This window comes from Bdellovibrio sp. (assembly GCF_036384735.1).
In the GTDB taxonomy this organism is placed as follows: domain Bacteria; phylum Bdellovibrionota; class Bdellovibrionia; order Bdellovibrionales; family Bdellovibrionaceae; genus Bdellovibrio.
The window spans coordinates 1-25,900 of the sequence record NZ_DASVLT010000012.1; the positions used below are offsets into that span (position 1 = coordinate 1).

Genomic DNA, 25,900 nt, shown 5'->3' on the forward strand with positions numbered 1-25,900 from the left:
ACGTGAATTGTGGCTGAAAGAAAAAATGACCGTCGTGTTTGTCACTCATTCTTTGAGTGAAGCACTGTATCTTGCTGAACGAGTTATTATGTTAAAGGGACCTGGAGCTAAAATTGTTCTGGATCAGAAACTATCGCTGCCGGTCATTCGCACAGAAGTTCTTAAGACATCAGAAGAGTTTAACTCTTTGCTTCGACAACTTTCCGAAAGGCTGCGCCAGTGAAAAGAGTTGCACCAGCAGTCTTTGCATTTCTTATTTTAGTCCTGGGTCTTGAAGTTATCGTTCAAAGTGGCCTTGTTGTCGATACCTTGATTCCCGCCCCTACGCAAATTGTAAAGACGTTGCTCGAACTTCATAGTGATTTTCAAAATGCTTTGCTGGAAACTCTTCGCAATACTTTAGCGGGACTTTTTTTAAGTATCGTTATTGGGAATATAATTGCATTCTTATTTTCACTTTCTGATCTTTTGAAGCGTGCGATTTTGCCATTCGCCGTGTTCTTTCAAACGGTTCCTATTATCGCCATAGCACCTCTTTTGGTGATTTATTTTGGTTTTGGTTCTCCAACGGTGATTGCATCAAGCTTTATTGTCTCGATATTCCCGATCATCGCAAACACATTGGCTGGCCTAGAAAGCGCGACACCACAACAAATCGATCTCTTTAAGATCTATCAAGCCACACGCTTTCAAACATTATGGAAGTTAAAACTTCCCAATGCCTATCCGTATATATTGTCTGGATTAAAGGTCGCGATCGGTCTATCAATCATCGGAAGTGTCGCTGGTGAATTTGTCGCTGGAGGCGGCCTAGGAGCGATGATCGACGCTGCAAGAACTCAACAGCGCGTGGATATTGTTTTTGTAGCCTTACTCTTACTGTCACTTTTAGGAATTATCCTGATTGGCCTTCTAAATCTAACGAATCGATTGATCTTGCTACGAAGACCTTTTATGACGACGTCCGGGGACCTATGAAATCACTGATCTTTAGCTTCGCCTTATTATGTTCCGTAAATTCTTTTGCGAAAATAACATTGGCTTTAAATTGGAAACCCGAACCTGAATTTGGCGGATTCTATCAAGCCCAATTGAGCGGCTATTTTAAGGAGCAACATCTTGATGTCGAAATTCTTCCCGGTGGCTCAGGAACACCGACAGTGCAAATGCTTGCCAATGACAAAGTAGATTTTGCCGTCGTCAGTGCCGATGAAATCATTTTATCTCAAGATCGCAATAGTAAAAATAAGGTGAAAGCCTTGTTCGCCGTTTATCAAAAAGCTCCCTACATCGTGATGACTCACGCTGAACGTAATTTCAAAAACTTGAAAGAGGTATTTGAATCTGAGGGTACTCTTTCGATTCAGTCAGGTCTTCCCTATTACCAATATCTAGTTAAGAAACTCGGAAAGCCCAAAGTGCACGTGGTTCCATATCTTGGTGGTGTTGCAAACTTTCTATCTGATAAGAACTTTTCCCAACAAGGATTCCTGACGACAGAACCGTTAAGTGCGGAAAAGGCTGGAGCCAAGGTTAAGAACTTCCTGATTGCAGATGAAGGTTTTAATCCTTATCTCGTTGTTGTTGCGACAACGGAGAACAATCTGAAATCTCATCCCGACATAGTAAAGAAACTTTTGAAAGCCATTGATAAAGGTTGGCAGACTTATTTGAAGGATCCCAGCCAAGCCAACCAATATATGGCTGGACTAAATAAAAGTTTGAATCTTGAAACCTTCAAAGCGGCCGCTGATATTCAAAAACCTTTGATTGAAACAAAAGGTGCAAAACTTGGTTCAATGACAGCACAGCGTTGGGACGAACTTGTTTCTCAGTTAAAAGATTTGGGACTTATTAAAAGCTCACTAAAGTCTTCTGATTTATTTGAAACAGTGGCCTACTGATGGCTCAATCGGTCACTCTTTATCGTTTTCGTATTGATCTATCCGACGTCGATCGCAGCGTTTACGAGGCCCTGGATTTTCGCGTAGCCCAGCACCCATCTGAATCCATGCAATACCTTCTGACCCGCGTAATTGCTTACGCCTTGAATGCACAAGAGGGCCTGGATTTTTCACCTGAAGGACTGCATGATCCCGAGGCACCCGCTTTGCGCGTGCAAGACCTTACGGGTGGCATTTCATTGTGGATCGAGATCGGCAATACGAATCCTAAGAAATTACATAAGGCCGCAAAAACAGCCAAGGCTGTAAAAGTTTATACTTATAAAAACCCGTCCGATTTTTTGCGTGAATGCCAAGGGCAGAATATCTTCCGAGCGGATGACATCGAAGTTTTTTCTCTCGATCCTAAGTTTCTGGATGCCCTAGGTGCCGAAATCCAAAGGGACAATCGCTGGAGCCTGCTTCGACATGAAAATGCACTGACGATCACCCAAGGGGAGCTAAGTTTCACGACAGAGCTTCATAGTCATCAAATTGCTAAATAGAACCTATTGCCAGAGGCGCCCTCATAATTTGGGTCTTGACCTGCCGTCCCATATCTAATAGAACGAATTCCTCGCTCGGAGCTATCTATGAAAATTAATCTTTTAGACATTCCAGAAGAAGGTAAATCATTTGCTTGGAACAGCCAAACAGGTGAAATTTCAACCGTCCTTGCCGATCTTATTGGAAAAGTTCAGTATCAAACAGAGTTCTTTATTAAACCCATCACGTCTCGCGATTTCGAGCTGACTGGGGTTATTAAAACCACTTTACCAGAGCAGTGTTCTCGTTGCGGGATCGATTTCGCATTCCCAGTGAACGAGAAATTCCACGAAATTTTGATCCCCAAACAGAGCCAACCTCGCGGTGGGAAGTATTCAAAAGTGAATCATGTTAGTGATTTACCTGACAACGGCCCAGAATCCGTCGAGTACGATGGTCAACATTTCGATATGGGTGAATACTTGCACGAAGTGGTCGCTCTTGCTGCGCCTTTTAATCCGGCAGGCCCCGAGAATGAAGATGGAGATTGCTCTATTTGCGAAATTCCTGTGCGAGGACGCAGTTTTAGCTACGACGAGGAAATGCCTGTCGAAAAACCGCAGAATCCATTTGCTGCTTTAAAGAATATAAAGATCAATTAAATTCTTGATTTTTATCGAGGTTTAGATAGATTACCGATCTTCACGCGAACAATTCAGGCTCTAAAAATCCCGATTTCTTCGCTATTTAATTTGGAATTCCTGCTTAAACGCAAGTTTAAGTGTAAGTAACAAAGAGGTTAGAAATGCCAACTCCTAAGAAGAAAACATCTCGCTCAAAACGTGATATGCGCCGTTCACACGACGGTTTGTCTGCTCCTGCAGTAGCTGTTGAGAAAAAAACTGGTGAACTTGTTCGCCCTCACCGCGCTTCTAAAGGTGCTGACGGTGCCTTGTACTACAAAGGCAAACAAATCAGCGCAGCAAAATAATCTAAGATTTAGGTGGTATCCATGGCAGGACTACATCGATCTCGAGTTGCAGGGATAGGCTCTTATTTACCAGAGAAGGTTCTCACGAACCAAGATCTCGAAAAAATGGTAGAGACGAGCGATCAGTGGATTGTCGAACGCACCGGGATCGAGCGCCGTCATATGGCCGCCGAGGGTCAGTCAACTTCTGATTTGGCCCTTCATGCCGCTCAAAGAGCACTTCAAGACGCAAATCTCAAAGCAGAAGATTTAGATATGATCATCGTCGGCACAGTAACTGGTGATCGTCAGATGCCTTCAACTGCCTGCTATCTTCAAAGTAAATTAGGTGCCCGCAACGTGATGTCATTCGATTTGAATGCCGCATGTTCTGGATTCATTTATGGCGTCTCTATCGCTGACCAATTTATTCGCACTGGAATGTATAAACATATCCTCGTTGTCGGCGCGGAAGTTCTTCATCGTTTTGTAAACTACAAAGATCGCGAAACTTGCATCCTGTTTGGTGATGGAGCTGGCGCATGGGTTGTATCTCGTGCGGAAGCCAATGACACAAACATTATCGCGAGTACTCACCTTCATGCCGATGGCGATCTTGCGGAACTATTAACAGTTCCTGGTGGCGGAAGCATTATGCCGCAATCAAAAGAAGTCATCGATAATAATCTTCAATTCGTTCAAATGAGAGGTCGTGAGATCTTTAAGAACGCCGTTCGCACAATGGCTCTTTGCTGCAAAGAGGCCCTTGCGCAGAACAATGTTTCTCCTGAGCAAATTGATTGGATCATTCCTCATCAAGCCAATAAGCGCATCATTGAAGCCGTGGCTGATCAATTTGATTTCCCAATGGAGCGCGTGATTGTGTACCTTCAAGAAACTGGTAACACATCTGCTGCCTCTATTCCTTTGGCCTTTGACTGGGCCGTTAAAAATGGAAAAATCAAACGAGGTCAAAGTATTCTGCTAACCGCTTTCGGTGCAGGTCTGACTTCTGGTTCAATTCTATTGAGGTACTAAAACATGTTCACACTTGTATTTCCAGGACAAGGTAGCCAGCAACCTGGCATGGGCCGTTTTTTGTTTAATAACTTCAAAATCGCACAGGAGACTTTCGAAGAAGCCTCTGAAGCTTTAAAGCAAGACATGAAAAAGCTTTGCTTCGAAGGAACTGAAGCGGAACTTGCTTTGACTGAAAACACTCAGCCCGCTCTGTTGTTGGTATCAACGGCAACTCAGCGAGTTCTTCGCAATGAATTTAGCGTCAAAGTTCAGTCAGCCGCTGGTCACTCTATCGGTGAATATGCAGCTCTAGTCGCAGCAGATGTTGTTCGCTTTGATCAATCTATGCGTGCCGTTCGCACTCGTGGACAAGCCATGCAATCTGCGGTTCCAGTGGGACAAGGTGGAATGGTTGCAGTTCTTGGGTTGGAACCGGATCAAGTTGAAACTCTTTGTCACTATGTTGTTAAAAATTCGGGCGTGGGTCCTTTATCGCCTGCGAACTTTAACTCTCCAGGCCAAATCGTTATCAGTGGTTCACAAAAAGCCATTGATTGGTTGAAAGATAATTTCAAACCAGAATTGATCTGGGCTGAAGCTCCAAAGCGCGCGAAATTGATTCCATTGACTGTATCAGCCCCTTTCCACTGCGAGATGATGAAACCTGCAGAGGAAAAAATGCGTGAAGTGTTGACTGCCATGGAATTCAAGAAGGCCGCATTTCCTATCGTTCAAAATTTCCACGCTCAGTTTGAAACTGAAGGTGCTGTTCTTCGCGAGAATTTGATCCGTCAAGTTTCAGCACCCGTTCGTTGGACACAAAGCATGGAAACTTTAAAAGCTGCGGGCCACTCACAAATCATCGAATGTGGCGCTGGCAAAGTGCTTCAAGGTCTTCTAAAGAAGATTGATTCTGAATTCTTCAAAGTTATGACAACTTCGAGCATCGAAGATATCAAAATGATTGAGGAATTTTTGAAAGCTTCGAGTCATTAATTTTTCTTGAGCTTTATTCAGAGTTCGGTCACAGTCTGAGCCTGGCTGGCTTACACTCCAGCTTCGCCGGAGTATTCAGTCTATTTCTGGTTTTAATGTTTTGTTGGTTTTAGAAATAGTTTGGTTAAAGGAATGCACGAATGAGTGGAAACTCGCTTCAAGGAAAGAAAATCGTCGTGACAGGCGGAAGCCGTGGAATCGGCGCTGCCATCGTAAAGCTTTTAGCTGACGAAGGCGCTCAAGTGGCATTTACTTTTTCATCTCGTGAAGAAGCCGCCCAACAAGTTGCTCACACATTAAAGGGCGACGGACATTTCTACATCAAGATGGATGTTGCTAACGAACAATCTGTGAATGAAGCTGTTGAGCACATTCTTGAAAAATGGCCTGAAGTAGACGGTGTTGTGAACAATGCTGGCATCACGAAAGACCAACTTCTTTTGCGCATGAAAGCCGAAGACTTCGACAACGTTATCGCCACAAATCTTCGTGGCACGTTCCTAGTCACAAAAGCTTTCACGAAGCCCATGATGAAAGCGCGCAAAGGCTCTATCGTTAATATCACTTCAGTTATTGGACAAACTGGTAACGCAGGCCAAGCGAACTATGCAGCTTCGAAAGCAGGAACTGTGGCGTTTGCGAAATCTGTGGCTCTTGAGCTTGCTTCTCGCAATGTGCGCGTGAACAACGTAGCACCTGGTTATATCGCGACAGAAATGACCGAAGTTTTGCCAGAGGAAGTGAAAGCAAAAATTCTTGAGAAAGTTCCTCTTGGAAAAATTGGCGAAGGAACTGACGTTGCGCAAGCGGTAAGATTTTTGCTCAGTGATGAATCGAAATACATCACTGGACAAACTTTGAGCGTGAACGGTGGCATGTTCATGGAATAGTTCCACCACTCGCAAACAACCGGTAACAGGTGAATGCGAAGGGATTTCCGAATGAGAATTTAAAAAATTCGCATTCATAAAAGGAACAAGATCTGCTTTTGAATTAAAGCGAAAGCAGTAAGAACTGGACTTTAAATTTATTAATTTAGGAATGAATGTACCTGAGGAGGATTAAATGGCATTGCATCCAAAAGTAAAAGACATCATCGTTGAACAACTTGGCGTAGATCCAGAGAAAGTGAAGCCAGAAGCTTCTTTCATCGACGATCTAGGTGCAGACAGCCTTGATATCGTTGAGCTTGTAATGGCAATGGAAGAAGAATTCGATCTTGAAATCCCTGATGAAGATGCTGAAAAGCTTAAAACAGTTCAAGACGTAGCTTCTTACCTTGAGAAAAAAGGAAAAGCGTAGTTTTTTATGAACTCCCGATTTGAACGTCCATCTAAGACACAAAAAAGAGTTGTTGTAACAGGCGTAGGCGCAGTCACTCCCCTTGGTAATAATATCGAGGAAAGCTGGGCAGCCGCTCTTCGTGGTCAATCTGGCATCGCCAAGATCACAAAGTTTGATACAACGGGCTTTGATGTCACTTTTGCTGGTGAAGTGAAGGGTTTCAATCCTGATCTTTACATCGAAAAGAAAGAGCAAAAGAAGATGGACGAGTTCATTCACTACTCTATCGCCGCTTCAAAAATGGCGGTAGAGATGGCGAAATTGGAACTTTCTGAAAAGGAAAGAGAAACCACGGGAGTTATCATTGGTGTAGGTATCGGCGGATTGGATACAATCCAAGAAACCTCCATCAAAATGAAAGAGAAAGGACCTGGTCGTATCAGTCCTTTCTTTATTCCAAGCGTGATCACAAACTTGGCTGCAGGTCAGGTTTCAATTGCTCTTGGTTTGAAAGGTCCAAACTACTCTGTGACATCTGCTTGTGCTTCTGGCGTTCACTCTATCGGTGATGCTGTTAGATACATCCGTGATGGCGTGGCTGACGTAATGTTGGCTGGTGGTGCGGAAAGTACAGTGTGCGGTCTTGCAGTTGGTGGATTTGCGGCGATGAAGGCCCTTTCTACTCGCAACGACGCTCCTGAAAAAGCCAGCCGTCCTTGGGATAAAGACCGTGATGGTTTTGTTCTTGGAGAAGGCGCGGCCGTTCTTGTGATCGAATCTTTAGAACATGCAGAAAAACGTGGTGCAAACATCCTTTGCGAAATCACGGGTTACGGCGTTTCGTCAGATGCTTATCACATGACATCTCCGGCACCTGAAGGTGCTGGTGGTTATGCAGCTATGCAAATGGCGGTGAAAGATGCAGGTATTGCTCCTTCAGATATCAATTACGTGAATGCTCATGGAACTAGTACGCCAGTTGGTGACGGTCTAGAGTCTTTTGCGATCAAAAAACTTATGGGCGATCATGCGAAGAAAGTTTGGGTTTCTAGCACGAAATCCATGACGGGACACGCTTTGGGTGCTGCTGGTGCGATCGAATCTGCTTTCTGTGTGATGGCACTTCGTGATCAAAAAGTTCCACCTACGATCAACCTTGATAATCCAAGTGAAGATTGCGATCTTGATTATGTTCCACACAAAGCTCGTGAAGGAAAATTGAATCACGTCCTAAATAACAGCTTTGGTTTCGGTGGAACCAATGCTTGTATGATCTTCTCGAAATACAATCCCTAAACCGACAAAGTCGGCGTCGTGGAAGTAGTTCTTTATCAAAGATCGAAGACAACTTGTCTTTGATCCACACAACAGGATTTTAGAATGCTTGTCTACATTGGTTGCGATCATGCAGGTTTGGATTTGAAACTTAAAGTGATGGCGGCATTTCCCGATATTCAATGGAAAGACCAAGGCACATTCTCTCCTGATTCTGTGGATTATCCTGACTATGCCGACAAAGTCTGCAAAGAGATCACTGCTGTTGAACTTGAAAATAAAAAGAACAACATCGTAGATCCTCTTAAAGGGCCTGCCATGGGGCTTTTGATCTGTGGTTCTGGTCAAGGCATGGCTATTCGCGCAAATCGTTACCCACAGGTGCGTGCGGCGCTTTGCTGGAATGAAGACATTGCTCGCCTTTCTCGTGAACATAATAATGCGAACATTTTGGTTTTAAGCGCTCGCTTTACAGCTCCTGACTTGGCGGAAAAAATGGTTCGTGAATTCTTCGCAACGAAGTTTGAAGGCGGCCGTCACCAGCGCCGTGTCGATAAGCTTTCAAATCCTTGTTAATTAGTGGTGGTCCTTCTTAAGAGTCCCCAACGATCGAGACATAAATAATAACGTCCTCATAGACTTAGAATAAAATCTAAACTTATTGCTGACAGCAACACGGGTTGTTGAGACTTTTAATTCGCAATTATTCAAGGGATACTTTTCCACTAAGAGGTAACCCATGAATTCAACGTCTTTGTCATTAGCTCAAGTAGATCCTGAAGTTTTAAACGCGATTCAAAAAGAATCTGAACGTCAACAGTTCGGTCTAGAAATGATCGCTTCGGAAAACTACACCTCGAAAGCTGTTATGGAAGCTCAGGGCTCTATTCTGACAAACAAGTATGCCGAAGGGTACCCAGGCAAACGCTATTATGGCGGCTGTGTGAATGTCGATACCATTGAATCTATGGCGATCGAACGCGCAAAAAAACTTTTCGGAATGAATTATGCCAATGTCCAACCACATTCAGGCTCACAAGCTAATATGGGCGTCTACCTGGCGGCATGCAAAGCGGGCGATACAATCTTAGGCATGGATTTATCTCATGGTGGTCACTTAACTCACGGATCACCTGTGAATTTTAGCGGTCTTCTTTTTAAGGCAGCTTCTTACAAACTAGATCCAGAATCGGGTCGTTTGAATTATGATACAATTCGCGCTACTGCAAAAGAGGTTCAACCTAAACTTATCATCGCTGGCTACAGTGCTTATCCGAGAACTTTGGATTTTGCAAAATTCCGCGAGATCGCAGATGAAGTAGGCGCACAATTACTTGTAGATATGGCGCACTTTGCAGGTCTTGTAGCGACTGGACACCATCCATCCCCGGCTCAATATGCTGACTATGTGACAACAACGACGCATAAGACTTTGCGTGGTCCTCGGGGTGGTATGATTCTTACGAACTCTGAAGAAAAAGCAAAAGTGATGAACTCAAGAATCTTCCCTGGCATTCAAGGTGGACCTCTTGAACACGTTATCGCTGGTAAAGCTGTTGCTTTCGGCGAAGCTTTAAAACCTGAATTCAAAAAATACAGCGAACAAGTGATACAAAATGCGAAAGCATTGGCCGAGGAAATGATATCTCTAGGATTTAAACTTGTGACTGGTGGCACCGACAATCACTTGATTTTGGTTGATTTGAGCGATCGCGAGATCACAGGAAAACTGGCTGAGACTTCTTTGGATGAAGCAGGGATCACAGTAAATAAAAACACTGTGCCAAATGAAAAACGTTCGCCATTCGTAACAAGTGGCGTTCGCATCGGCACACCAGCTTTAACAACTCGTGGAATGGGTGCTTCTGAAATGAAGCAAATTGCAAAATGGATTTCTCAAGTCCTGAACAATCCGGAAGATGCGACCTTAAAAAATAGAGTGCACGAAGAAGTAAAAGCGCTCTGCAAGCACTTCCCTATTTACTAGACTCTTAGCTCGATTATGGCCGTGAAATCCGCCCTACAGGCTCGTTTCGCGGCTTTTTTATTCTCATTGCAGAACATTTTTTCGTCAGATTTCATAAAATCGCATCCGTAAATTAAGACTGAAAAATTCCTTAAATCCGCTCTGGGCTTGACCGATAAAGGTATCGTATTTCTGTGCCTTGAAAGTTCGCGCAGAAATATGAAAACCATGTAAGTTTCGAGGAAAATATGCTTTGGATTCGGCCTCTTATGGTCTATAGTAGAGATATGACACCAGGATGGAAGCAGCTCGTTACGACAGCAGGATGCATGTTAATCACAGGATCTTTGATCTCTTGTGCCACTTATAGATCTTCTCTTTCTGAGGGAAATTTCCAGGCAGGCGCCCCAACAACTGAAAAGAAAGTGGTTCAAGCTCGCACGGCAGCTTCGGATCAGCCTTTACCAATCATTCAAGATGTGAATTTCGACTGGCCAGTAGACAGTGCCCGCATGACTCGTGGTTTTTTACCTAAGAAGCGCCGCCCTCACTTGGGTATTGATTTGGCAGCTCCTAAGGGGACGCCGATCTTAGCAGCTCAGGCAGGAACAGTGATCTATGCGGGACGCGAATTCCGTGGTTACGGTAAAATGGTTTTGATTGAATCCGGCGAAGGTTGGGCGACTCTTTATGCTCACTTCGATAAAATTTTGATCTCTGAAGGCCAAAAGGTTCGCAAAGGTGAAGTGATCGGAGCCATGGGTCGCACAGGTCGTGCCACAGGCGTTCACTTGCACTTTGAGATCCGTCATAACAGAGGTCCCGTGGATCCACTCCCACTTCTTCCTCACACGGCAACAGCCGGCATTTAAAGCACAATCAGGCCACATTGACGTGGCCGTTTTTATTTTGTATTCTTAGGCAAGAAGGTTTTGCAGAGAACACCTTCACCGCCAAAGACTTTGTCACTCTGCCTTTTTCTTATTGAATCAGAAAACTCTTTTGACTCTCACGCGGTAGAAAGTCGTATGAGGAGTTTTTATGTCTAAAAATCCCCCGTCCCGTGTCGATGAACTGAAAAAACGCGCCAAACGTTTTCATAAATCTGCTTTGGAGCAAAACAAAGATCTCAAGCTGAAGGATGCTTTAAATAAAATCGCATCGCTGAATGGATTTGCAAATTGGCGAGATCTAAAAAAGAACCTTGAGGAGACAGAGCTATTTTTAAATCGAGGATCAGGCCCCAGCACAATGCACTGGTATCGCTCTTATGAAGAGGCTCGCCGTCACGCTGAGGAAATCAATGGGATCATTGTACCTTATCAAAAGGATTACTTTGTAGGTGATGAGGATTATTTGCGCTCGCTAGGTCTTAAAAAGGACGATCGCGATTTAGCCTTGGTAGGAAATGACTGGTCTAAACCGAGGGATCTCGAAGCCTTTAAGCGCTTACAAAGCAAGATCGTAAAATTCCGGGAATCTCGTCAGCAGAAATAACTTAACCGGAATTTGCGGAATTCGTGTCAGAATAAAAAAAAGGCAGCCTGTTAAAGGGCTGCCTTTTTCGTAAAGTCTTTTCCGAACAGCGATTAGAATACGCTGAATGAAGTAGAAAGACCTACGTTTGTAGTATCCGCTCTCATGTACTCTGGAGCGAATTGGAAGTTTGGATACAAGTAGATATCACGAGTCACAGAGATACCAATACCAACTGATTGAGTCCACATTTCATGGTAGAATGTAGATTTAGCATCGTCACGATAGTGGTCGAACGTCAAGAAGCGGAAGACAGTTCTGAAAGACAATGTGTCGTTGAATGCGTACTCTACGAATGGGAACAAGCCAATAGAGTAATCAGAACGACCATCTTCTGGATTAGAAGCTGTATCAAAAGCGTTTTCGCCATCTTTATAGAATACGTTGCTCAAGCTCAAGCTCAAGCCTGGCTGCCAGTTAGAGTTTGCGATATCAAAGATACCCGTCCAGCTTGCAGATGCGGCAGACTGCATTTTGTAATTATCAACGTACGCTGGGATTGTGTAGTAATCTACTTCAGCATCAAGACTTTGTTGGATGCCCCATGCTTTGAAAGCACGACCCCAAGAAACGTATGGAGTATTAACTGAAGATTTGCGTGAACCGTTTGAGTTCGTCAAATCTGAAGTCGAGTTTTGGAACGGAGTATTGATGTTCACACCTGCACCGAAGCGAAGAGTGTCACGCATAGTTAGACGGTAGGCTGCAGCCAATGTACCGCTGATTGTAGTGTTGGTGTCAGAACCAGCAACACCTGCGTAGTTTGGACGGATTGGACCGAATGGAATTTCAAGAGATCCACCGTTATAAGTGATGTCACCTTTGATTGACCATTTTGATTTTGCGCCAGAGTCAGCGCGCATTTTTGCATTTGTGATTTCGTTGTCGATATCGCCAACTTGCTCGTCTTTTTTCTGAACATCAGTAATTTTAACTGATGATGAGTTTGCCGTTTGGCTTTGATCTTTTTGTTCTTCCGCATGCGCAAAAGAAGCTACCAAGGACCCCGCCAAAACCAGTGATACAAGAATTTGTTTTTTCACTGTTTTCCCTTTCGTAAATGGTTATTTGTTTCTTTAAAAAACACTTTTAATTTCGTAATTAATAAGTTGTTTGCGATATAAAGTACTTACTTCACAAACACCGCTCTAAATGGTCCCAAAATGGATCCACAAGGCGTAATGAGCAAGTAAGGTGCCAGAACTTTAGTCCCGTTTCAACACCAATTCTTGACGAATTCTTAAATTAATTCGCAAATTAACAGCTGTTGCTGCTTAAAAAGAAAGCACTGCGTCACATGGAAATAAACCCATCGAGATCTCCTCAAATTCGCTTAGAAGAATTTTCAATCACACGTTGTAACCCTACATATTGAGGGGTTTCACAGCCTCTCGCATAATGTCAGTAGCAAATAAAAAAACAGAATTCAGTAAATCAATTTCGCGAAAAATTGGGAACAACCGGGAGTAGTTGCATGACGCACCAAAATGGCCCCGTTTATCAAGAACGAGATTTTCTCCATGACGTCGGTGTCTCTTTGAACGCAGCACTTTTTATTGTCGACCGCCTGACGGAAGAAATTAAAGAAGAAGAAGGTCGGCTCGAGATCGATGTGGAAACAGAAAAGCTCTTTCATCATTTGGCGACATATCTCACCAAAATCGACAGTCTTGTAAAAGCTCGTCGGACTTTATTATCTGAATTATTAGATGAGGAGCTTCGTTTGGAACGTGCTCGCGAGAAGGAAAAAAGAAAATCAATCTCCCCGTCGCCATAAACAAAAAAGAAGGGAGCCATAGGCTCCCTTTTACAGAGTCATTTGTTTCCTTCAGTGGAATCCATAATCTGTAGAAGATTATAGCGCTCTGTACTTGAAAACATTATCTCTCCAGTTGAGAACATTTTCAAGAAGGAGAATCAACATGCAGACTCTAGGTCTTGTTCTTTCAGGAGGTGGCGCTCGTGCCGCTTATCAGGCTGGCGCCTTGGCTGCTATCGGTGATATATGCTCTGAACTCAAAATTAAAAACCCATTTCAAATATACTCAGGCGTTAGTGCCGGCGCTGTGAACACCAGTGTCATCACTTCCCATGATGGTAACTTCAGCCTGGCATGCAAACGTCTTTTAGATCTGTGGTCCAACATTGAAAGTGAGGATGTGTTTGTTAGCAATCCTGTTTCATTAACTGGCACCGGAATTCATTGGTTGTTGGATTTATCCATGGGGGGAATAAAAAAATCCACTCCTGGGAAGTCACTTCTTGATACAGCGCCCTTGCGAAAACTAATCGAAAAGCATGTGGACTTCAGCCGCATTCAGAAAAAAATTGATACGGGAGAAATGCAAGCCCTTGCTATCACAGCTCTTGACTATTTAAATGCGAACTCAACAACCTTTGTTCAAGGAATAAAAGATACTCCCTCTTGGAATCGAGTTCGCAGAAAAAGCGTCAGCGCAAAAATCACTGTTGATCACCTTATGGCGTCCGCGGCTATTCCTATTTTATTTCCCCCCGTGGAGGTGGATCCTTATGGATATTTTGGTGACGGCAGCATTCGCAATCTAAGCCCTTGTGCGCCAGCTATTTTTCTAGGCTGTGATCGAATTTTAGCCATTGGTGTTCGCTGCAAATCAGATCCCTGCAATTCGCAAAAAAATAACCCGTTAGAGGAAGCTCCAACCGTGGCCCGTATTGTCAGTGTACTTTTACATGCCGTCATGATGGATGGGATCGAGTTAGATATCGAGCGTATCGAGCGCATTAACAGAGATATGAAAAATATTATTGAGACTGAAAGGAAAAAACTTTCAGTCAGAATCGTTGATGCTCTTTGGATTGCGCCCTCAAGAGATCTGTCGGAAATTGCCGCAAACAAATCCGGCGATCTACCGCGAATGATTCGTTATCTTTTGCGTGGTTTAGGGTCTTTGGAAGAGGCCAGCGAAATCACAAGTTTTCTTTTATTTGAAAAAACTTACTGTCAGCATCTTCAAGAACTCGGTTTTGAGGATGCTATGAGACAGAAAGAACAGATCGTTCGATTCTTTACTGACGAAAACACTTTGATCACCGGCCAACAGGAAATCAAACCTTAGATTTCGACTTGAATACCTACTTCAATCACTTGATTGGGAGGAATACGGAAAAACGCTGTTGGACGTTGCGCATTTTTAGACATCACTGCAAACAAACGTTCGCGCCAATGAGACATTCCCGGCTCCCCTGGGCGCGGAGCACCCGGCACAGCGATGATTGTCTCGCGTCCCAAGACGAATGTGGTTTCGTTCACATTGAAATTGATATCACGTTGACGACACGCCTCGAGGATGTGTTTCATCTTCGGCGTTTCCATAAATCCGTAATAAGCAAGAATGCGATAGAAGTTTGGAATGACTTCTTGAATCGAAATCCGATCTTTCTTAGTCACAAACGGTACTTCGCGTGTTTGAATTGTTAACACAGCAACACGCTGATGGAGAACTCTGTTGTGTTTTAGGTTATGCAACAATGGAACTGGAACACCCCAAGGATCACCGGACATATAAATAGCTGTCCCTGGAACACGTATGGGCGGTTCACGCAAAATCTTCTGACAAAATTCCTCGACTGGCATCGAGCGCTCTTTCAAGCGGCGGAACAGGACCTGACGACCTTTCTGCCAAGTCGTCATCAATAAATAAATCAATGCACCAATAACAAGAGGCACCCAACCACCATGAGGAATTTTATGAATGTTCGCCGAGAAGAAGGCCATATCCATCACCAAGAACACACCAAAAATTCCAGCGGCTTTTAAAAAACTCCAATTCCATTTCTGACGAGCGACCTCGTAAGCAAGAATTGTCGTGATGACCATCGTCCCAGTTACAGCGATACCGTAAGCCGCAGCCAAATTGCTGGAGGTTCTAAACGTCAGAACCAACCAGATCACACCAATGAATAAAGCCCAGTTCACAGCTGGAATATAAATCTGACCAATCTCTTGACTGGAGGTATGGATGATCGAAATACGCGGACAGAAGCCCAATTGAATCGCTTGACGAGTGATAGAGAATACACCCGAGATCAATGCTTGCGATGCGATAACGGTCGCCATCGTCGAAAGAATAACCATCGGCAACACAGCCCATTTCGGCGCAAGCAAATAGAATGGATTCGAAACAGCATCCGGCGATGTAAGCAACAACGCCCCCTGACCGAAGTAGTTTAAAACCAACGCTGGTAATGCCACAAAGAACCACGCTAAACGAATCGGACGTTTACCAAAGTGACCCATATCTGCATAAAGAGCTTCGCCACCCGTCACAACCAGAAATACAGATCCCAAAACAAGGAATCCATGCAAACCATTATTTAAGAAGAATTGAATCGCGTGATGAGGCAATAACGCCTCCGCAATACCAGGATTTAAAGTAATTCCGTGAATACCCAAAACACCTAAAGTCAGAAACCAGATAAAAAGAATTGGCCCGAAGATTACACCAATGCGACCTGTTCCATATTTTTGCATCAAGAACAAAGCATTCATCACAAAGATTGTGATTGGAATAATGAACGGATCAAAGTTCGGAGCAACGATTGTCAATCCTTCCATCGCCGACAGAACCGAGATTGCCGGCGTGATAACGCCGTCACCATAAAGAAGAGCTGCACCAAACAAACCTAAGATCGTCATGATCCAGCGGCGATGAGTGACGTCTTTAATATGCTGACTTCGTACAGCCAAAGCCATCAAAGAAAGAATTCCACCTTCGCCTTTATTGTCTGCGCGCATGACGAAGGCCATGTACTTTACGCAAATAACAAGGAAAAGTGTCCAGAAAATAAGTGAGAGAATTCCAAGAACATTTTCTGGAGAAGCCGCAATACCGTACTCACCAAAACATTCGCGCATAGCGTACAGCGGGCTGGTACCGATATCTCCGAATACCACTCCCAACGCTCCCAAAGAGAGCATCCATAAATTTGTATTGCTGCCATGACTCGATGATTGTTCTATGTTTCAACTCCGCTTCAAATTTAGCTCAAGACTTAAGTTTAGAAAAACTGATCTCAAATGTCAGCTATTCGTCCTCAGTCTATGACGCAATAACCCACATTACAGTATGTTCAGTTGCATTTGTTTTCAGCACTGAGGGAAAATAAGGTCAGTGACTAGGAGTGTAAACCTATGTTTCGTTCCGCTTTTTTCCATTCGAAATGGCTTCTTGCGACCCTCATTTTGCTAGGACTTGCCTACTTTGAAGGTCGCCTGAATTCAAGAATTGTAGCTGACAACCGCGTTCCTACGGCTGTGGATGCTTCTTCGACTCCATAAATGAATTCGCATCCAGTTTTGCAAATGACAAAGCTTCTGTGAATCGACGGAAGTTTTTCACTTGTTGAGTTAAAAGACCTTTTATCATGTCGTCAGAGATCTGGCCCTGAGCATCGAGGGCTTTGTGTGATGCCATGATAAATACGCGCTCTGGGAAGATGAAGGCATTACGATATCCAAAAATCTGTTGAAGATGTTCAACAGGACGAAGACCACCGAACATTCCCGCGCTCAATCCCACAAAACAAACGGGTCTGTATTCGAAAGACTCTGGGAATTTCAAGTGATCAATGAAGTACTTCAAAACGCCCGGCATGGAACCATTGTACTCGGGGCAAACAACAATCAGACCTTCACTGTGCATGATCTTCTCAAGGACAGGTTTCAACGCAGGCTCATCCTTACCATAGTGAGGGCCTGTGTGAAGATGCGGTTTTACTTCAACAAGATCGATGATCTCAACGGCTTCACCTTGATCCCTGTAAAGACCTTGAATATATTTTGCCACCTTCAAAGTGTTTGAACCCGGACGATCTGTGCCTGCGATGATGTATTTCATTTTCTAATTCCCCTGGACAAAGCCACGTACAATTCGATCTAATCTAATTACACTCCAGCGTTGCCGGAGTAGAACATTGATAACATCTTCGGAGTACGTTTGTGAACTTAAAGATCTGGTTTATTCTCAACGAAGGCCAAGTTACAGGTCCCTTTGATCAAGACGAAGTTGACTCGAAGGTCGCAAATCTTCCGAATGCTCAAATCTGGGGCCGCGGCCACGCCGAATGGATGACTCAAGCGAAATGGCATTCGGCACTTAAAGAGTCTTCTTCATTCCGATCAGAGCCAGATCCACAACTTCTTTGGAAGATCCGCATTGACCTCAATGAAAAATCGCCGATGAAGTACACGGATCTCTTAGCTTACTTAAAAAACCTCCAGGATTTCTCGAACGTGGATTTAAGTTTTGGCAATTCAGGCTGGAAAGAGATTTTCTCCTTTCAAAAAGTCGTCGATGATCTTGGAATCAGCCGCAGATCTCACCCCCGTGTCCCTATTGTAGGAACTCTTCAATGCGAAGGAGCAAAAGGCTCTTTTTCTTGTCGTGTGATTTCTATCAGCGAAGGTGGGCTTGGTGTGAACGACGCCCAAAATTTGCAAATCGGTGATCGCTTCAATGGAACGCTTACAAGTCCGAATCTTTATGTTACGATAGACAGCGTGTGCGAAGTGGTCTATGTGGGAGCCGATGGTTATGCCGGCCTTCGCTTTGTCGGTCTTACTGAAGAATTCAAAAGCTCAATCATCGAATACGTTAATAAATTTGCGACTGTGTAAATGTTAAGATTCATGAAGACGGACTTAAGTATTATGTCTAAACTAGGGCGATGAAAATCGCCCTTTTTATTTTTGTGACTTTATCATTTCTTGCCTCTGCAAAGGCTGAATCCGAATGGAATTTCGGAGCCGATCTACAAATGGGCGAGCAATACTTTCCGCAAAGTTATGGCGATGAAACCAATGACAGTCTTTTTAAGTTGGAAATAGATCCTTTGCTAAAATGGAAATCGGGCGATCATTGGCGTTTTTATTTTAAGCCTGTCTTTGTCGCCAACCCCGATAATAAATCCGACAATGAAAAATATTTCTTTGAACCTTCAGAGGCTTACATCAAATTTCAGAAGGATGTCTTAAACATTCAACTGGGCTACAACATCGTCACCTGGGGAGTCACCGACGGCTACAATCCTGCCGACATGGTCAACACGAAGCAGATCTTCGACCCTATCCGCTCAAAAAAATTAGGGGTGCCTTCGTTAATGATTTCGGAATCTCTTAAGTGGTTCGACTATGATTTTCTTTATATTCCGCGCGCTCGCGAGGCCATTCTACCCGGAACAGACAGCCGCTGGCTGCCACGAGAAGTTTTTGTCCCTCAGGTACCGCAAAATAATTTGGTTTTATTGCTGCCGGCAAATCTTCGATATCACTATGGAACCAACGAGAGTTTAAATAATGCTTTAGATAATAACTTTGCTTTGCGCATGCAAAAAACCATTTCAATTTTCGACCTAAGCCTTTATGGCTATGATGGTGCCGCCCCCTACCCAATTATCGAGCCGCAAGTGACGGGCAATATCGTTCAAGTTTCCCCTAAAACAGTCATTCAAGTGGACCCCGATGTCACTTTAAACACCAAGAACTATCGCGTTCGAGAAGGTGGATTTTCATTGGTTAGTCATCAATGGGATTTTCTATTTAAATACGAAACGACTTACACATCCGATTACGGTGATTATACCAATCTGCCAGGCTGGGTTCATGAAAGTGTTTTGGGGCTGGAAAAAACCTTCAACTTTACAGATGGAACATTTATCGGAATTCTTCAATATTCTTTTCTTGATACCCAAAGGCAAAATGATTCGAATATTTCCATCACTGAAATTTTCCGCAGGGCCTGGATGGCCGGAGGACGCCTTACTTGGAAAGAAGTTTGGAATGCTTCCGTTTTAGGTCTTTACGACACCATTCATTCCAGTCACTTTGAAGAGGTTTCCGTGGGAAGAAGATTTTTTGATGCGTGGACTTTAAACTTAACAGCGGATTTCATCACTGGTAGCAGTGAAAACCCGCTGGGTTTATATTCAAAAAATGATTCTTATCTACTAACGTTAAGCCGCTCTTTTTAAGGGGCAAGCTGCAAGAGCAAATCCGAATTCGCCAATGTCGAAGCCTTGTTAATTTTCAAAGTTACACCTTCCATCAACGGAATTGACGGCAATGCAAAGCTGAAAGATTGACCTGAAATCGCGCTCAAAATTTTACCTTGAATTGTTGAAGAACCGAAACGCTGTGACGGATCGTACTTACTGACATACGAAGGGTCCCACTGATATTGCAGATCCAAGCCCGTATTAGTAAATGTCACATTGGCTTTACTTGATGCCACTCCAATAGCCACTTTGCTTGAGAACGGTACGACAAAGTTCATAAAAGGAATATAGCTGTTATTTTGTGGCGCCTGCATTTGCGAGAGCAAATTCATGCTCACTTGATATTGCAATCCAGAGCCTGTGATTTTCGGGTCCTTATTAGAATAGACATTAAACAAGAACTTGCTCGACTTGGAATAGTTCATCAACTCAGGCCAAACAAAGAATTGCACGAAACGAGAATTCATAATTGTCGAGAAACCCGATACTTGGGTTGAATAGAACTGATGCACCCATGAGTTCGCTGAATACGCTTGAGTCATCACTTCCTTTGCAAAAGAAGCTGGCAAGCGAATCAACGCATTTGTTCCCGTAGAACTATAAGTGGGTTCACTTGTCGCAAGACTTAGGGTCTTAGTTCCTGATTGCGAAGAGCGTGTGAAATTGATGATCACCCGTCCCTTTGCAATTGCTAAATTGGGATTGGAATCATCAAAACTATCAACGACCATGCTCATGTTAATATCAGCTCGAGAACTAACCAATTCACGAGCTTTTGAAAAGTCGAAAGTCCAGCCTCCCAAATATTGTTTAATGTAGGAAATGATCAATACTTTCTTCGGATTCACAAAACTTGCCGAGTCTTGGGAAATCTGAATAATTTGTTGATTTACGATATCAGAAAATCCCTCAGCTCCTGAGCAAGAAAAGCTTTGCGCGACCCATGCATCCGGCTGCCAGGACAGAGCCACATCTTGTACATCCGTAGTGGCCTGACTTGCCCCCACCGCTGGCGTTAAAGCAATAGAGAAGTTTCCAGCCCCTGCCTTCATATTCAGGACAACATGAGAGCATTGAGCCTGAAGATGAAAACGCCCTGTGATACCGCTCACCGTTTGTTCAATCCATTGGTCCACCGAGATACTCCCGATAGTCAATTGCGCTGACATCGATTTGCTTTGCAAAAGCAGCTGCGTTTGAGAAGTGCCTAGATCTGGCTTTTCCATTTGCGATGCAACCGCCAGAGAGATTCCGCTCAACTGAACCTGCACTCCATTTTGCGCCTGCATTGTTTGATCCGGAAATTGCCAGTTGGCTTGAAATTTCTGATTGATCAGCGTCTTCCATTTTTCCTCGATTAGATTTTGTTGGAACTGCTTTGGAAGAACTAGCTCAAACTCAGATTCTACAGTGGCAGAGGAAAATGCCTGCTGAGAAAACATAAAAGCAGCAAAGACAAAAAGACTTTTAGTGATTTGTTTTTTAGTCATGGACTTTAAGTTACGGTGATTCAGGCAAAATCTAAAGAGACTTTTTGTAAAAGGTCCGAAAGAAGACATTAATTTTTTTTGAACTTTTTCGTTCGGATATATTCTCACTTATACTCTAGCAAAAGGTCCGACATCGAAGAACTTTTTTACTTTTTTCGGCAGAATTTCCATGATCGTCCTTTATCATTAAACTTCTCGGGCCTTTAGAAATCAGGATTTTTTTGTTCAGAAAGTAGTCGTTTTTTTGCACATTCCAGAGAGGAAAAAAGACATCCGATACGAATGACTAGGCTTAGAACTCTTTTAAAGAAAAGGACTTTCTGAGAATGAAGCGAATGCCTTTCAACTTATCTTTGAAGACAACAGCCATCAGTTCACTGGTGGGTGTAATCCTTATCACCCTTGTCAGCTTGTTTGCGTTGCCGAAATTACAAACGCAATACAGCCTTAAACAATTTCTTCCTAAAGACAATCCACTCTTAAAAGAGGACGAAAGAAGCCGTCAGACATTTCAGCTTTCTGAAGTTCAACCATTTATTATCACGGCTAAGATCAGCGACGGAAACACCGACTGGTTTAATCAAGCGAAAATCGGCGATCTTGAACGTCTCACAGATCTTCTGGCTCATTTTCCCGGCGTGCGCAACTCCTTAAGTCTTGCGACAGTCCAGGGGGCCATCAGCAGCGAATCTGGATTGAGCGTAGGACCACTTCTTAAAAGCCTTCCCCTTGAAAAATGGAAAAGTGAGAGCTTAGCAAACCCGCTAATTGCACCCACATTGATTTCTAAAGATGGCAAAACAGCGTCTATCATTGTTAATATTCAACACCTCAATAACCACGAAATGACAGCCCTTCGTCAAAATCTCGAAGTGACTGCTGCCGCCTCAATCCCATTTGCAGAAGTTAAGATCGGCGGAACTCCGGCAGTTCAAACTGATGTTGGTCTTTTACTACAAACAGAACTTCGCAATTTCGTCGTTTTAGGGTTTGTGGCGTGCTTCTTTGTCTTAGGCCTCATCTTTTCAAACTTCTCGCCCTTAATTATTTCTTTTGTCGTTATTATTTGTGCCAACATCTTAGTTGTGGCTGCGATGGCCCTTGCTGGATTTCCATTTTCGATTCTTTCCACAACGATTCCTATTCTGACAACAGTTGACGTGGTCTCTTTATGCATTCACACACTTTTAAGATATGCGGAGGAGCGCAAGAATTCTCCGCATAAAACTCACGAAGAAATTGTAGTGACGACCTTAAAAGCCATCATCAAGCCCAATCTGATAGCTTCAACAACCACGATGATTGGGTTCCTAAGTCTTTTAACAACCAATGTTCCATTGATCCGTGATTACGGAATTACGGCGGCGATCTCAATCACCTTGGGATGGATTGTGACGACAATTCTTTTGTTGCCACTTTTATTATTCCTGCCGGGACCTCGGGCTCGCGAATGGGCCTGGAGCAAAGCTCGTTGGGGACTCTATCTATTTCGTCGCAGTGGGCTTTGGACCACAGGCATCATCATCATCTCTCTTGGGCTGGCATTGAAAGGACAAAGTCTGTCTTGGTCCGCCCGTCTTTTTGATGACTTGCCTCAAAATCATCAAGTTCGCCTTTCAACAGAGACCATCGATAAAGAATTAGGCGGAATGATTCCTGTTGATGTTGAAGTCACAGGATCTCAAGATGCGTGGAACGATCCGACTTTAATTAAAAAGTTGGATTCCCTTTCGACTGATATTCGTCACACGCAAGGTGTGGGCAGCGTTGTCAGTCTTCCGGATTTGATTGCGGCAGCTAATCTTCATCATTCTCGCCTGCCTGCAAGCCGCAGCTCGACAGCAGAAATTTTCTTTCTTTATTCTTTATCGAACGAAAGTCCTTTAAAGAATTTCTTAAATGCGGATAGCTCAAAAACACGTATCTCTGTGCGAACTCAAGACCTGCCAGGAAATCAACTTCATCAGTTGGTCGAGGAAATTCGCCACAAAACAGAGGTGACATTCCCGAATATGCAGGTGCAAGTCACAGGTATGGGGTCAACCATTCATCACCTCAATAATGATCTATCTCACGAGTTGATTTTTGGATTCTGGCAATCGATGCTAGCCATCGTCATTGTTCTTATAGTGGTATTCAAATCACTTCGTTGGGCCTTGGTCGCTTGCGTTCCGAATCTGGTTCCCCCTGCAGCTCTTTTAGGATTTTTAGCGGTCTCTGAAACGCCTATCAAACCGAGTGTCGCCATTATCTTTTCCATCGCATTAGGTTTGGCATTCAACAACACTGTCTACTTCCTTGAGCGACTTCGCACACTGCAAAGACACACGAAAAGTCGCATCCTTGATGTCGAAAAAACTTTATGGCTTGAGGGCAATCCGTGCTTAATTTCAAGTCTGACTTTAGTATCGGGCTTCTCTGTATTTATGGCGTCGTATTTTGCCATGAATCGTATTTTTGGCTTCTATATGCTTCTATCAATGCTGGCCGGTCTTGTCGGAGATTTGATTCTTTTGCCAACAATGTTGAAAAGTTGCCCATGGCTACTTCGTCCAGTAGCTTGGAAGAAGGAGAAAATTATGATCACTACAGGCTCACTTATTCTGGCACTTGTTGTATTTGGCAGCTCTGTGAAATCATGGGCGCAAAATCCTCCAGCTATCACCGCCGCTAAAATCGGCCAAGAGATGAATTCTCGCATCAGCACAAAAGACGAAACCTTTGTCGTTGATATGAAAATTATTGAAGCAGATGGCTCAAGCAAAGATCGTCAAATGCAGATCTGGCGCATCAGTCCCTCTAAAAAAGATCACTCGCTAATGGTTAAGATGCAAAAGCCCGCCGACCTTAAGGGCACGGCCTTGCTAGCTACCCTTAAGAACGATACGGAAGACAAATGGATCTATCTTCCCTCAACAAAGCAGGTTCGCCGCTTAACCGGTGAAAGCAGCAAAGGCGGCATCCTGGGGTCCGAGCTCAATGCGGAAGATTTTGATTTCAATCGTGACTCGTCTGCAAACAGCGCAGTTAAAAAAGAGATCGAAGTCAAAGGCAGCAAGTACTATCTTGTGGAAAGCGATGTCTCTTCAAGTTCACCGAACTATTCAAAAGTTATAAGCTATGTTTCTGCGACTCAATATCTGCCCATCAAGGCCGAGTGTTATGACAAGCAATCAAAGCTTTTGAAAATTATTGATTTCAGTGATTACAAAAAATTACCTGGAAATAAATATCGCGCTGGAAAAATTAAAATTCGTAACGTTCAAAATAAGCGCGGTACCGATATCGTCTTATCGGACATTAAATTAAACCAAGGCCTCAAATCCTCGAAGTTTACTCCAAAATCTTTGTCTTCGGATGATTGATCATAATCTGATCAAAGACGCCTTCGCTTTTCAATTTTGCAATTGTTTTTGAAAAGCGTTGGGCGAGATTTCGCCCTTCTTCAGAGTCCTGAAATGCATAGAACACTTCTTGCTTAGAAATAGGCTGGCTGGCTTTATATTGAATGTTTTTTGCTCCGCTCAGCTGTACAGCTTTAAGGCCGGATCTTTCTTCAACAACAAAAGCATCCAACTCCCCTGCACTGAGTTTCTTCATGTTCGTGACATCATCATCAGAATATTCAAAATGAATTTTTTTATTATCCAATAGGTCGCGAGCATAACGATATCGAAACGTCAGTCCCACTTTTTTCCCAGAAAGATCTTTCATTGTGGAAAACGGGTGGCCTTCACGATAGAAAACGAAATCCACTTTTTCATAGAAAGCCACCGACCGGGCGCCATTTTTAGGTGTATCGCCATCCAACGCAGGAAAAAGTGCTTCAGCCTGACCGCCGGAAAAAGCTAAAAACGATTTTGCGGGAGGCATAAGATCAATAGTCACTTCGATATTATTTCTTCTTGCGATTTCTTTCGTAAGCTCTACGAAAAGACCCTTATCGCGATTTTCAACCATCAAAGGAATAGTGAAGGTCACAAAGCGCAAAGGCTTCGCATAGACCTGTGAAGAAATCACCAGTAACAGAAGAACGTACCGAAAAAGTGACATATCTAAGTAAAAAATTATTTACCTAAATAATCAAGCTTTTATATAGTTATGGCAGTTACATTTTTGGAAATTGACGTCGGCCCTGGGTAGAATTTCTTTTTCCCTGAAAACCTTCACGGACAATCACTTCAAAACCTTGGTCCTTGAGAGCCCTTTTCAAACTTCCCTTACACGCATAGGTTGCAAGGACACTGCTTTCAGCGCTGCCTTCTTTTAGAATACGGCGAAGGAAGTCTTCCTCCCAAAGAAATGGCGAGGTCTTAGAGCTGAAAGCATCATAAAGAATGCAGTGATATTGATCTTCCATCGCGATCTCAGGATATAGAGCACCATGAACCGCACGAACCTCTGGGAAATGGACAAGTAAGAAAGATTTTACATCCGCTGCCGAGACTCCCGAACCTTTTAGTACATGCTCTAGCACCAAATCGTAAGTGCTTTTGACCTCGGGGTGAAGTTCTTGGTTTTGAAGCCATGAAATAAAGAATTCGCGAAGCTCAGGCACACTTTCATAACTTGCGATCGAAGCGATATCTTCAGCATTTCTTTTGGCAAGCAAGGATTCTCGGGCGATGACCATCTCTATATAACCGAGCCCCAGGCCCACCACTAAAAATTTGGGTTTTGTGATCTTCGCTAGGATTTCCGCAATAGGTTCACCATAAATTAAATTCGTTTCAGCGGCAGCACCCCCAGAGTGATGCATGGACTCCCCTTTATCTTTCAGAGGATCTACGGAAGCCAAAAGACGCAGACTTGGGGAGCCGTCTCCAGTGATCTCAATCTCAAAGCCGATATCTTGCCACGCCTTCATTTGGTTGACTTCCTGCAGAAAAAACCTATACAT

Annotated in this window: 26 protein-coding genes and 1 pseudogene; 21 read left to right on the top strand and 6 right to left on the bottom strand. The window is 43.6% G+C overall.

Annotated elements, in window-relative coordinates; all coding sequences use genetic code 11:
- The 15 genes and pseudogenes from VF412_RS04305 to VF412_RS04375 all read left to right on the top strand — a co-directional run.
- Positions 1-223: pseudogene (locus VF412_RS04305) on the top strand (ABC transporter ATP-binding protein); the annotation flags it as partial.
- Complete coding sequence (locus tag VF412_RS04310; RefSeq protein WP_331337980.1) at positions 220-978, top strand: ABC transporter permease; 759 nt, start codon at positions 220-222, stop codon at positions 976-978. The pseudogene VF412_RS04305 and the gene VF412_RS04310, both read left to right, overlap by 4 nt.
- Complete coding sequence (locus VF412_RS04315) at positions 975-1,904, top strand: ABC transporter substrate-binding protein (protein ID WP_331337981.1); 930 nt, start codon at positions 975-977, stop codon at positions 1,902-1,904. Before VF412_RS04310 ends, VF412_RS04315 begins: the two co-directional genes overlap by 4 nt.
- Positions 1,904-2,449: a YaeQ family protein gene (locus VF412_RS04320; RefSeq protein WP_331337982.1), complete on the top strand. Its 546-nt coding sequence runs from the start codon at positions 1,904-1,906 to the stop codon at positions 2,447-2,449. Before VF412_RS04315 ends, VF412_RS04320 begins: the two co-directional genes overlap by 1 nt.
- Positions 2,450-2,536: 87 nt before the next feature.
- Positions 2,537-3,091 (top strand): DUF177 domain-containing protein, encoded by a 555-nt coding sequence (locus tag VF412_RS04325; protein WP_331337983.1) that lies wholly within the window; start codon positions 2,537-2,539, stop codon positions 3,089-3,091.
- 143 nt (positions 3,092-3,234) lie between these two features.
- Complete coding sequence (rpmF, locus tag VF412_RS04330; protein ID WP_142696310.1) at positions 3,235-3,420, top strand: 50S ribosomal protein L32; 186 nt, start codon at positions 3,235-3,237, stop codon at positions 3,418-3,420.
- A gap of 21 nt (positions 3,421-3,441) precedes the next feature.
- Positions 3,442-4,437: a beta-ketoacyl-ACP synthase III gene (locus tag VF412_RS04335; RefSeq protein ID WP_331337984.1), complete on the top strand. Its 996-nt coding sequence runs from the start codon at positions 3,442-3,444 to the stop codon at positions 4,435-4,437.
- A 3-nt stretch (positions 4,438-4,440) separates the two neighbouring features.
- The gene (fabD, locus tag VF412_RS04340) at positions 4,441-5,415 is read left to right on the top strand and encodes an ACP S-malonyltransferase (protein ID WP_331337985.1); all 975 of its coding nucleotides are present in this window, start codon (positions 4,441-4,443) and stop codon (positions 5,413-5,415) included.
- Between the two features lie 140 nt (positions 5,416-5,555).
- Positions 5,556-6,305: a 3-oxoacyl-[acyl-carrier-protein] reductase gene (fabG, locus tag VF412_RS04345; RefSeq protein ID WP_331337986.1), complete on the top strand. Its 750-nt coding sequence runs from the start codon at positions 5,556-5,558 to the stop codon at positions 6,303-6,305.
- 175 nt (positions 6,306-6,480) lie between these two features.
- Entirely contained in the window at positions 6,481-6,717 is a 237-nt protein-coding gene (gene acpP / locus VF412_RS04350) for an acyl carrier protein (protein WP_088614628.1), read from the top strand.
- Between the two features lie 6 nt (positions 6,718-6,723).
- Positions 6,724-7,995 carry a beta-ketoacyl-ACP synthase II gene (gene fabF, locus VF412_RS04355; RefSeq protein ID WP_331337987.1) on the top strand — a complete coding sequence of 424 codons (1,272 nt, stop codon included), beginning with the start codon at positions 6,724-6,726 and terminating at the stop codon, positions 7,993-7,995.
- 84 nt (positions 7,996-8,079) lie between these two features.
- Positions 8,080-8,550 carry an RpiB/LacA/LacB family sugar-phosphate isomerase gene (locus VF412_RS04360; RefSeq protein ID WP_331337988.1) on the top strand — a complete coding sequence of 157 codons (471 nt, stop codon included), beginning with the start codon at positions 8,080-8,082 and terminating at the stop codon, positions 8,548-8,550.
- A gap of 163 nt (positions 8,551-8,713) precedes the next feature.
- A complete protein-coding gene (gene glyA / locus VF412_RS04365) occupies positions 8,714-9,961 on the top strand; it encodes a serine hydroxymethyltransferase (protein ID WP_331337989.1) in 1,248 nt (415 codons plus the stop codon).
- 266 nt (positions 9,962-10,227) lie between these two features.
- Positions 10,228-10,812, top strand: a complete 585-nt coding sequence (locus tag VF412_RS04370; protein WP_331337990.1) for a M23 family metallopeptidase — start codon at positions 10,228-10,230, stop codon at positions 10,810-10,812.
- Positions 10,813-10,981: 169 nt separating this feature from the next.
- The gene (locus VF412_RS04375) at positions 10,982-11,437 is read left to right on the top strand and encodes a glyoxalase superfamily protein (RefSeq protein ID WP_331337991.1); all 456 of its coding nucleotides are present in this window, start codon (positions 10,982-10,984) and stop codon (positions 11,435-11,437) included.
- A 92-nt stretch (positions 11,438-11,529) separates the two neighbouring features.
- On the opposite strand, the gene VF412_RS04380 is transcribed toward VF412_RS04375, so the two are convergent.
- On the bottom strand, positions 11,530-12,519 hold the full coding sequence (locus VF412_RS04380) for a hypothetical protein (RefSeq protein ID WP_331337992.1): 990 nt from the start codon (positions 12,517-12,519) through the stop codon (positions 11,530-11,532).
- A 431-nt stretch (positions 12,520-12,950) separates the two neighbouring features.
- On the opposite strand from VF412_RS04380, the gene VF412_RS04385 reads away from it, so the two are divergent.
- On the top strand, positions 12,951-13,253 hold the full coding sequence (locus VF412_RS04385) for a hypothetical protein (RefSeq protein WP_331337993.1): 303 nt from the start codon (positions 12,951-12,953) through the stop codon (positions 13,251-13,253).
- Positions 13,254-13,398: 145 nt separating this feature from the next.
- Positions 13,399-14,574, top strand: a complete 1,176-nt coding sequence (locus VF412_RS04390) for a patatin-like phospholipase family protein (protein ID WP_331337994.1) — start codon at positions 13,399-13,401, stop codon at positions 14,572-14,574.
- Here the strand turns inward: VF412_RS04390 and VF412_RS04395 are convergent.
- Positions 14,571-16,436, bottom strand: a complete 1,866-nt coding sequence (locus VF412_RS04395) for a potassium transporter Kup (RefSeq protein WP_331337995.1) — start codon at positions 16,434-16,436, stop codon at positions 14,571-14,573. The two genes, VF412_RS04390 and VF412_RS04395, sit on opposite strands and share 4 nt — an antisense overlap.
- 213 nt (positions 16,437-16,649) lie before the next feature.
- Here VF412_RS04395 and VF412_RS04400 point away from each other — a divergent pair, with 213 nt between their 5' ends.
- Entirely contained in the window at positions 16,650-16,796 is a 147-nt protein-coding gene (locus VF412_RS04400) for a hypothetical protein (RefSeq protein WP_331337996.1), read from the top strand.
- Here VF412_RS04400 and VF412_RS04405 read toward each other — a convergent pair.
- Entirely contained in the window at positions 16,765-17,355 is a 591-nt protein-coding gene (locus VF412_RS04405) for an NAD(P)H-dependent oxidoreductase (protein ID WP_331337997.1), read from the bottom strand. The genes VF412_RS04400 and VF412_RS04405 overlap by 32 nt on opposite strands.
- A 101-nt stretch (positions 17,356-17,456) precedes the next feature.
- On the opposite strand from VF412_RS04405, the gene VF412_RS04410 reads away from it, so the two are divergent.
- Together VF412_RS04410 and VF412_RS04415 are read left to right on the top strand one after the other, a co-directional pair.
- On the top strand, positions 17,457-18,134 hold the full coding sequence (locus VF412_RS04410) for a PilZ domain-containing protein (RefSeq protein WP_331337998.1): 678 nt from the start codon (positions 17,457-17,459) through the stop codon (positions 18,132-18,134).
- A gap of 50 nt (positions 18,135-18,184) precedes the next feature.
- Entirely contained in the window at positions 18,185-19,486 is a 1,302-nt protein-coding gene (locus tag VF412_RS04415) for a hypothetical protein (protein WP_331337999.1), read from the top strand.
- Here the strand turns inward: VF412_RS04415 and VF412_RS04420 are convergent.
- Entirely contained in the window at positions 19,483-21,000 is a 1,518-nt protein-coding gene (locus VF412_RS04420) for a hypothetical protein (RefSeq protein WP_331338000.1), read from the bottom strand. The genes VF412_RS04415 and VF412_RS04420 overlap by 4 nt on opposite strands.
- Positions 21,001-21,335: 335 nt before the next feature.
- Here VF412_RS04420 and VF412_RS04425 point away from each other — a divergent pair, with 335 nt between their 5' ends.
- Positions 21,336-24,365: an outer membrane lipoprotein-sorting protein gene (locus VF412_RS04425; RefSeq protein WP_331338001.1), complete on the top strand. Its 3,030-nt coding sequence runs from the start codon at positions 21,336-21,338 to the stop codon at positions 24,363-24,365.
- Here VF412_RS04425 and VF412_RS04430 read toward each other — a convergent pair.
- The gene (locus tag VF412_RS04430; RefSeq protein WP_331338002.1) at positions 24,334-25,053 is read right to left on the bottom strand and encodes a transporter substrate-binding domain-containing protein; all 720 of its coding nucleotides are present in this window, start codon (positions 25,051-25,053) and stop codon (positions 24,334-24,336) included. The two genes, VF412_RS04425 and VF412_RS04430, sit on opposite strands and share 32 nt — an antisense overlap.
- 55 nt (positions 25,054-25,108) lie before the next feature.
- Positions 25,109-25,867, bottom strand: coding sequence for an MnmC family methyltransferase (locus VF412_RS04435; protein ID WP_331338003.1), 759 nt, complete (start codon positions 25,865-25,867; stop codon positions 25,109-25,111).
- Positions 25,868-25,900 lie beyond the last annotated feature (33 nt).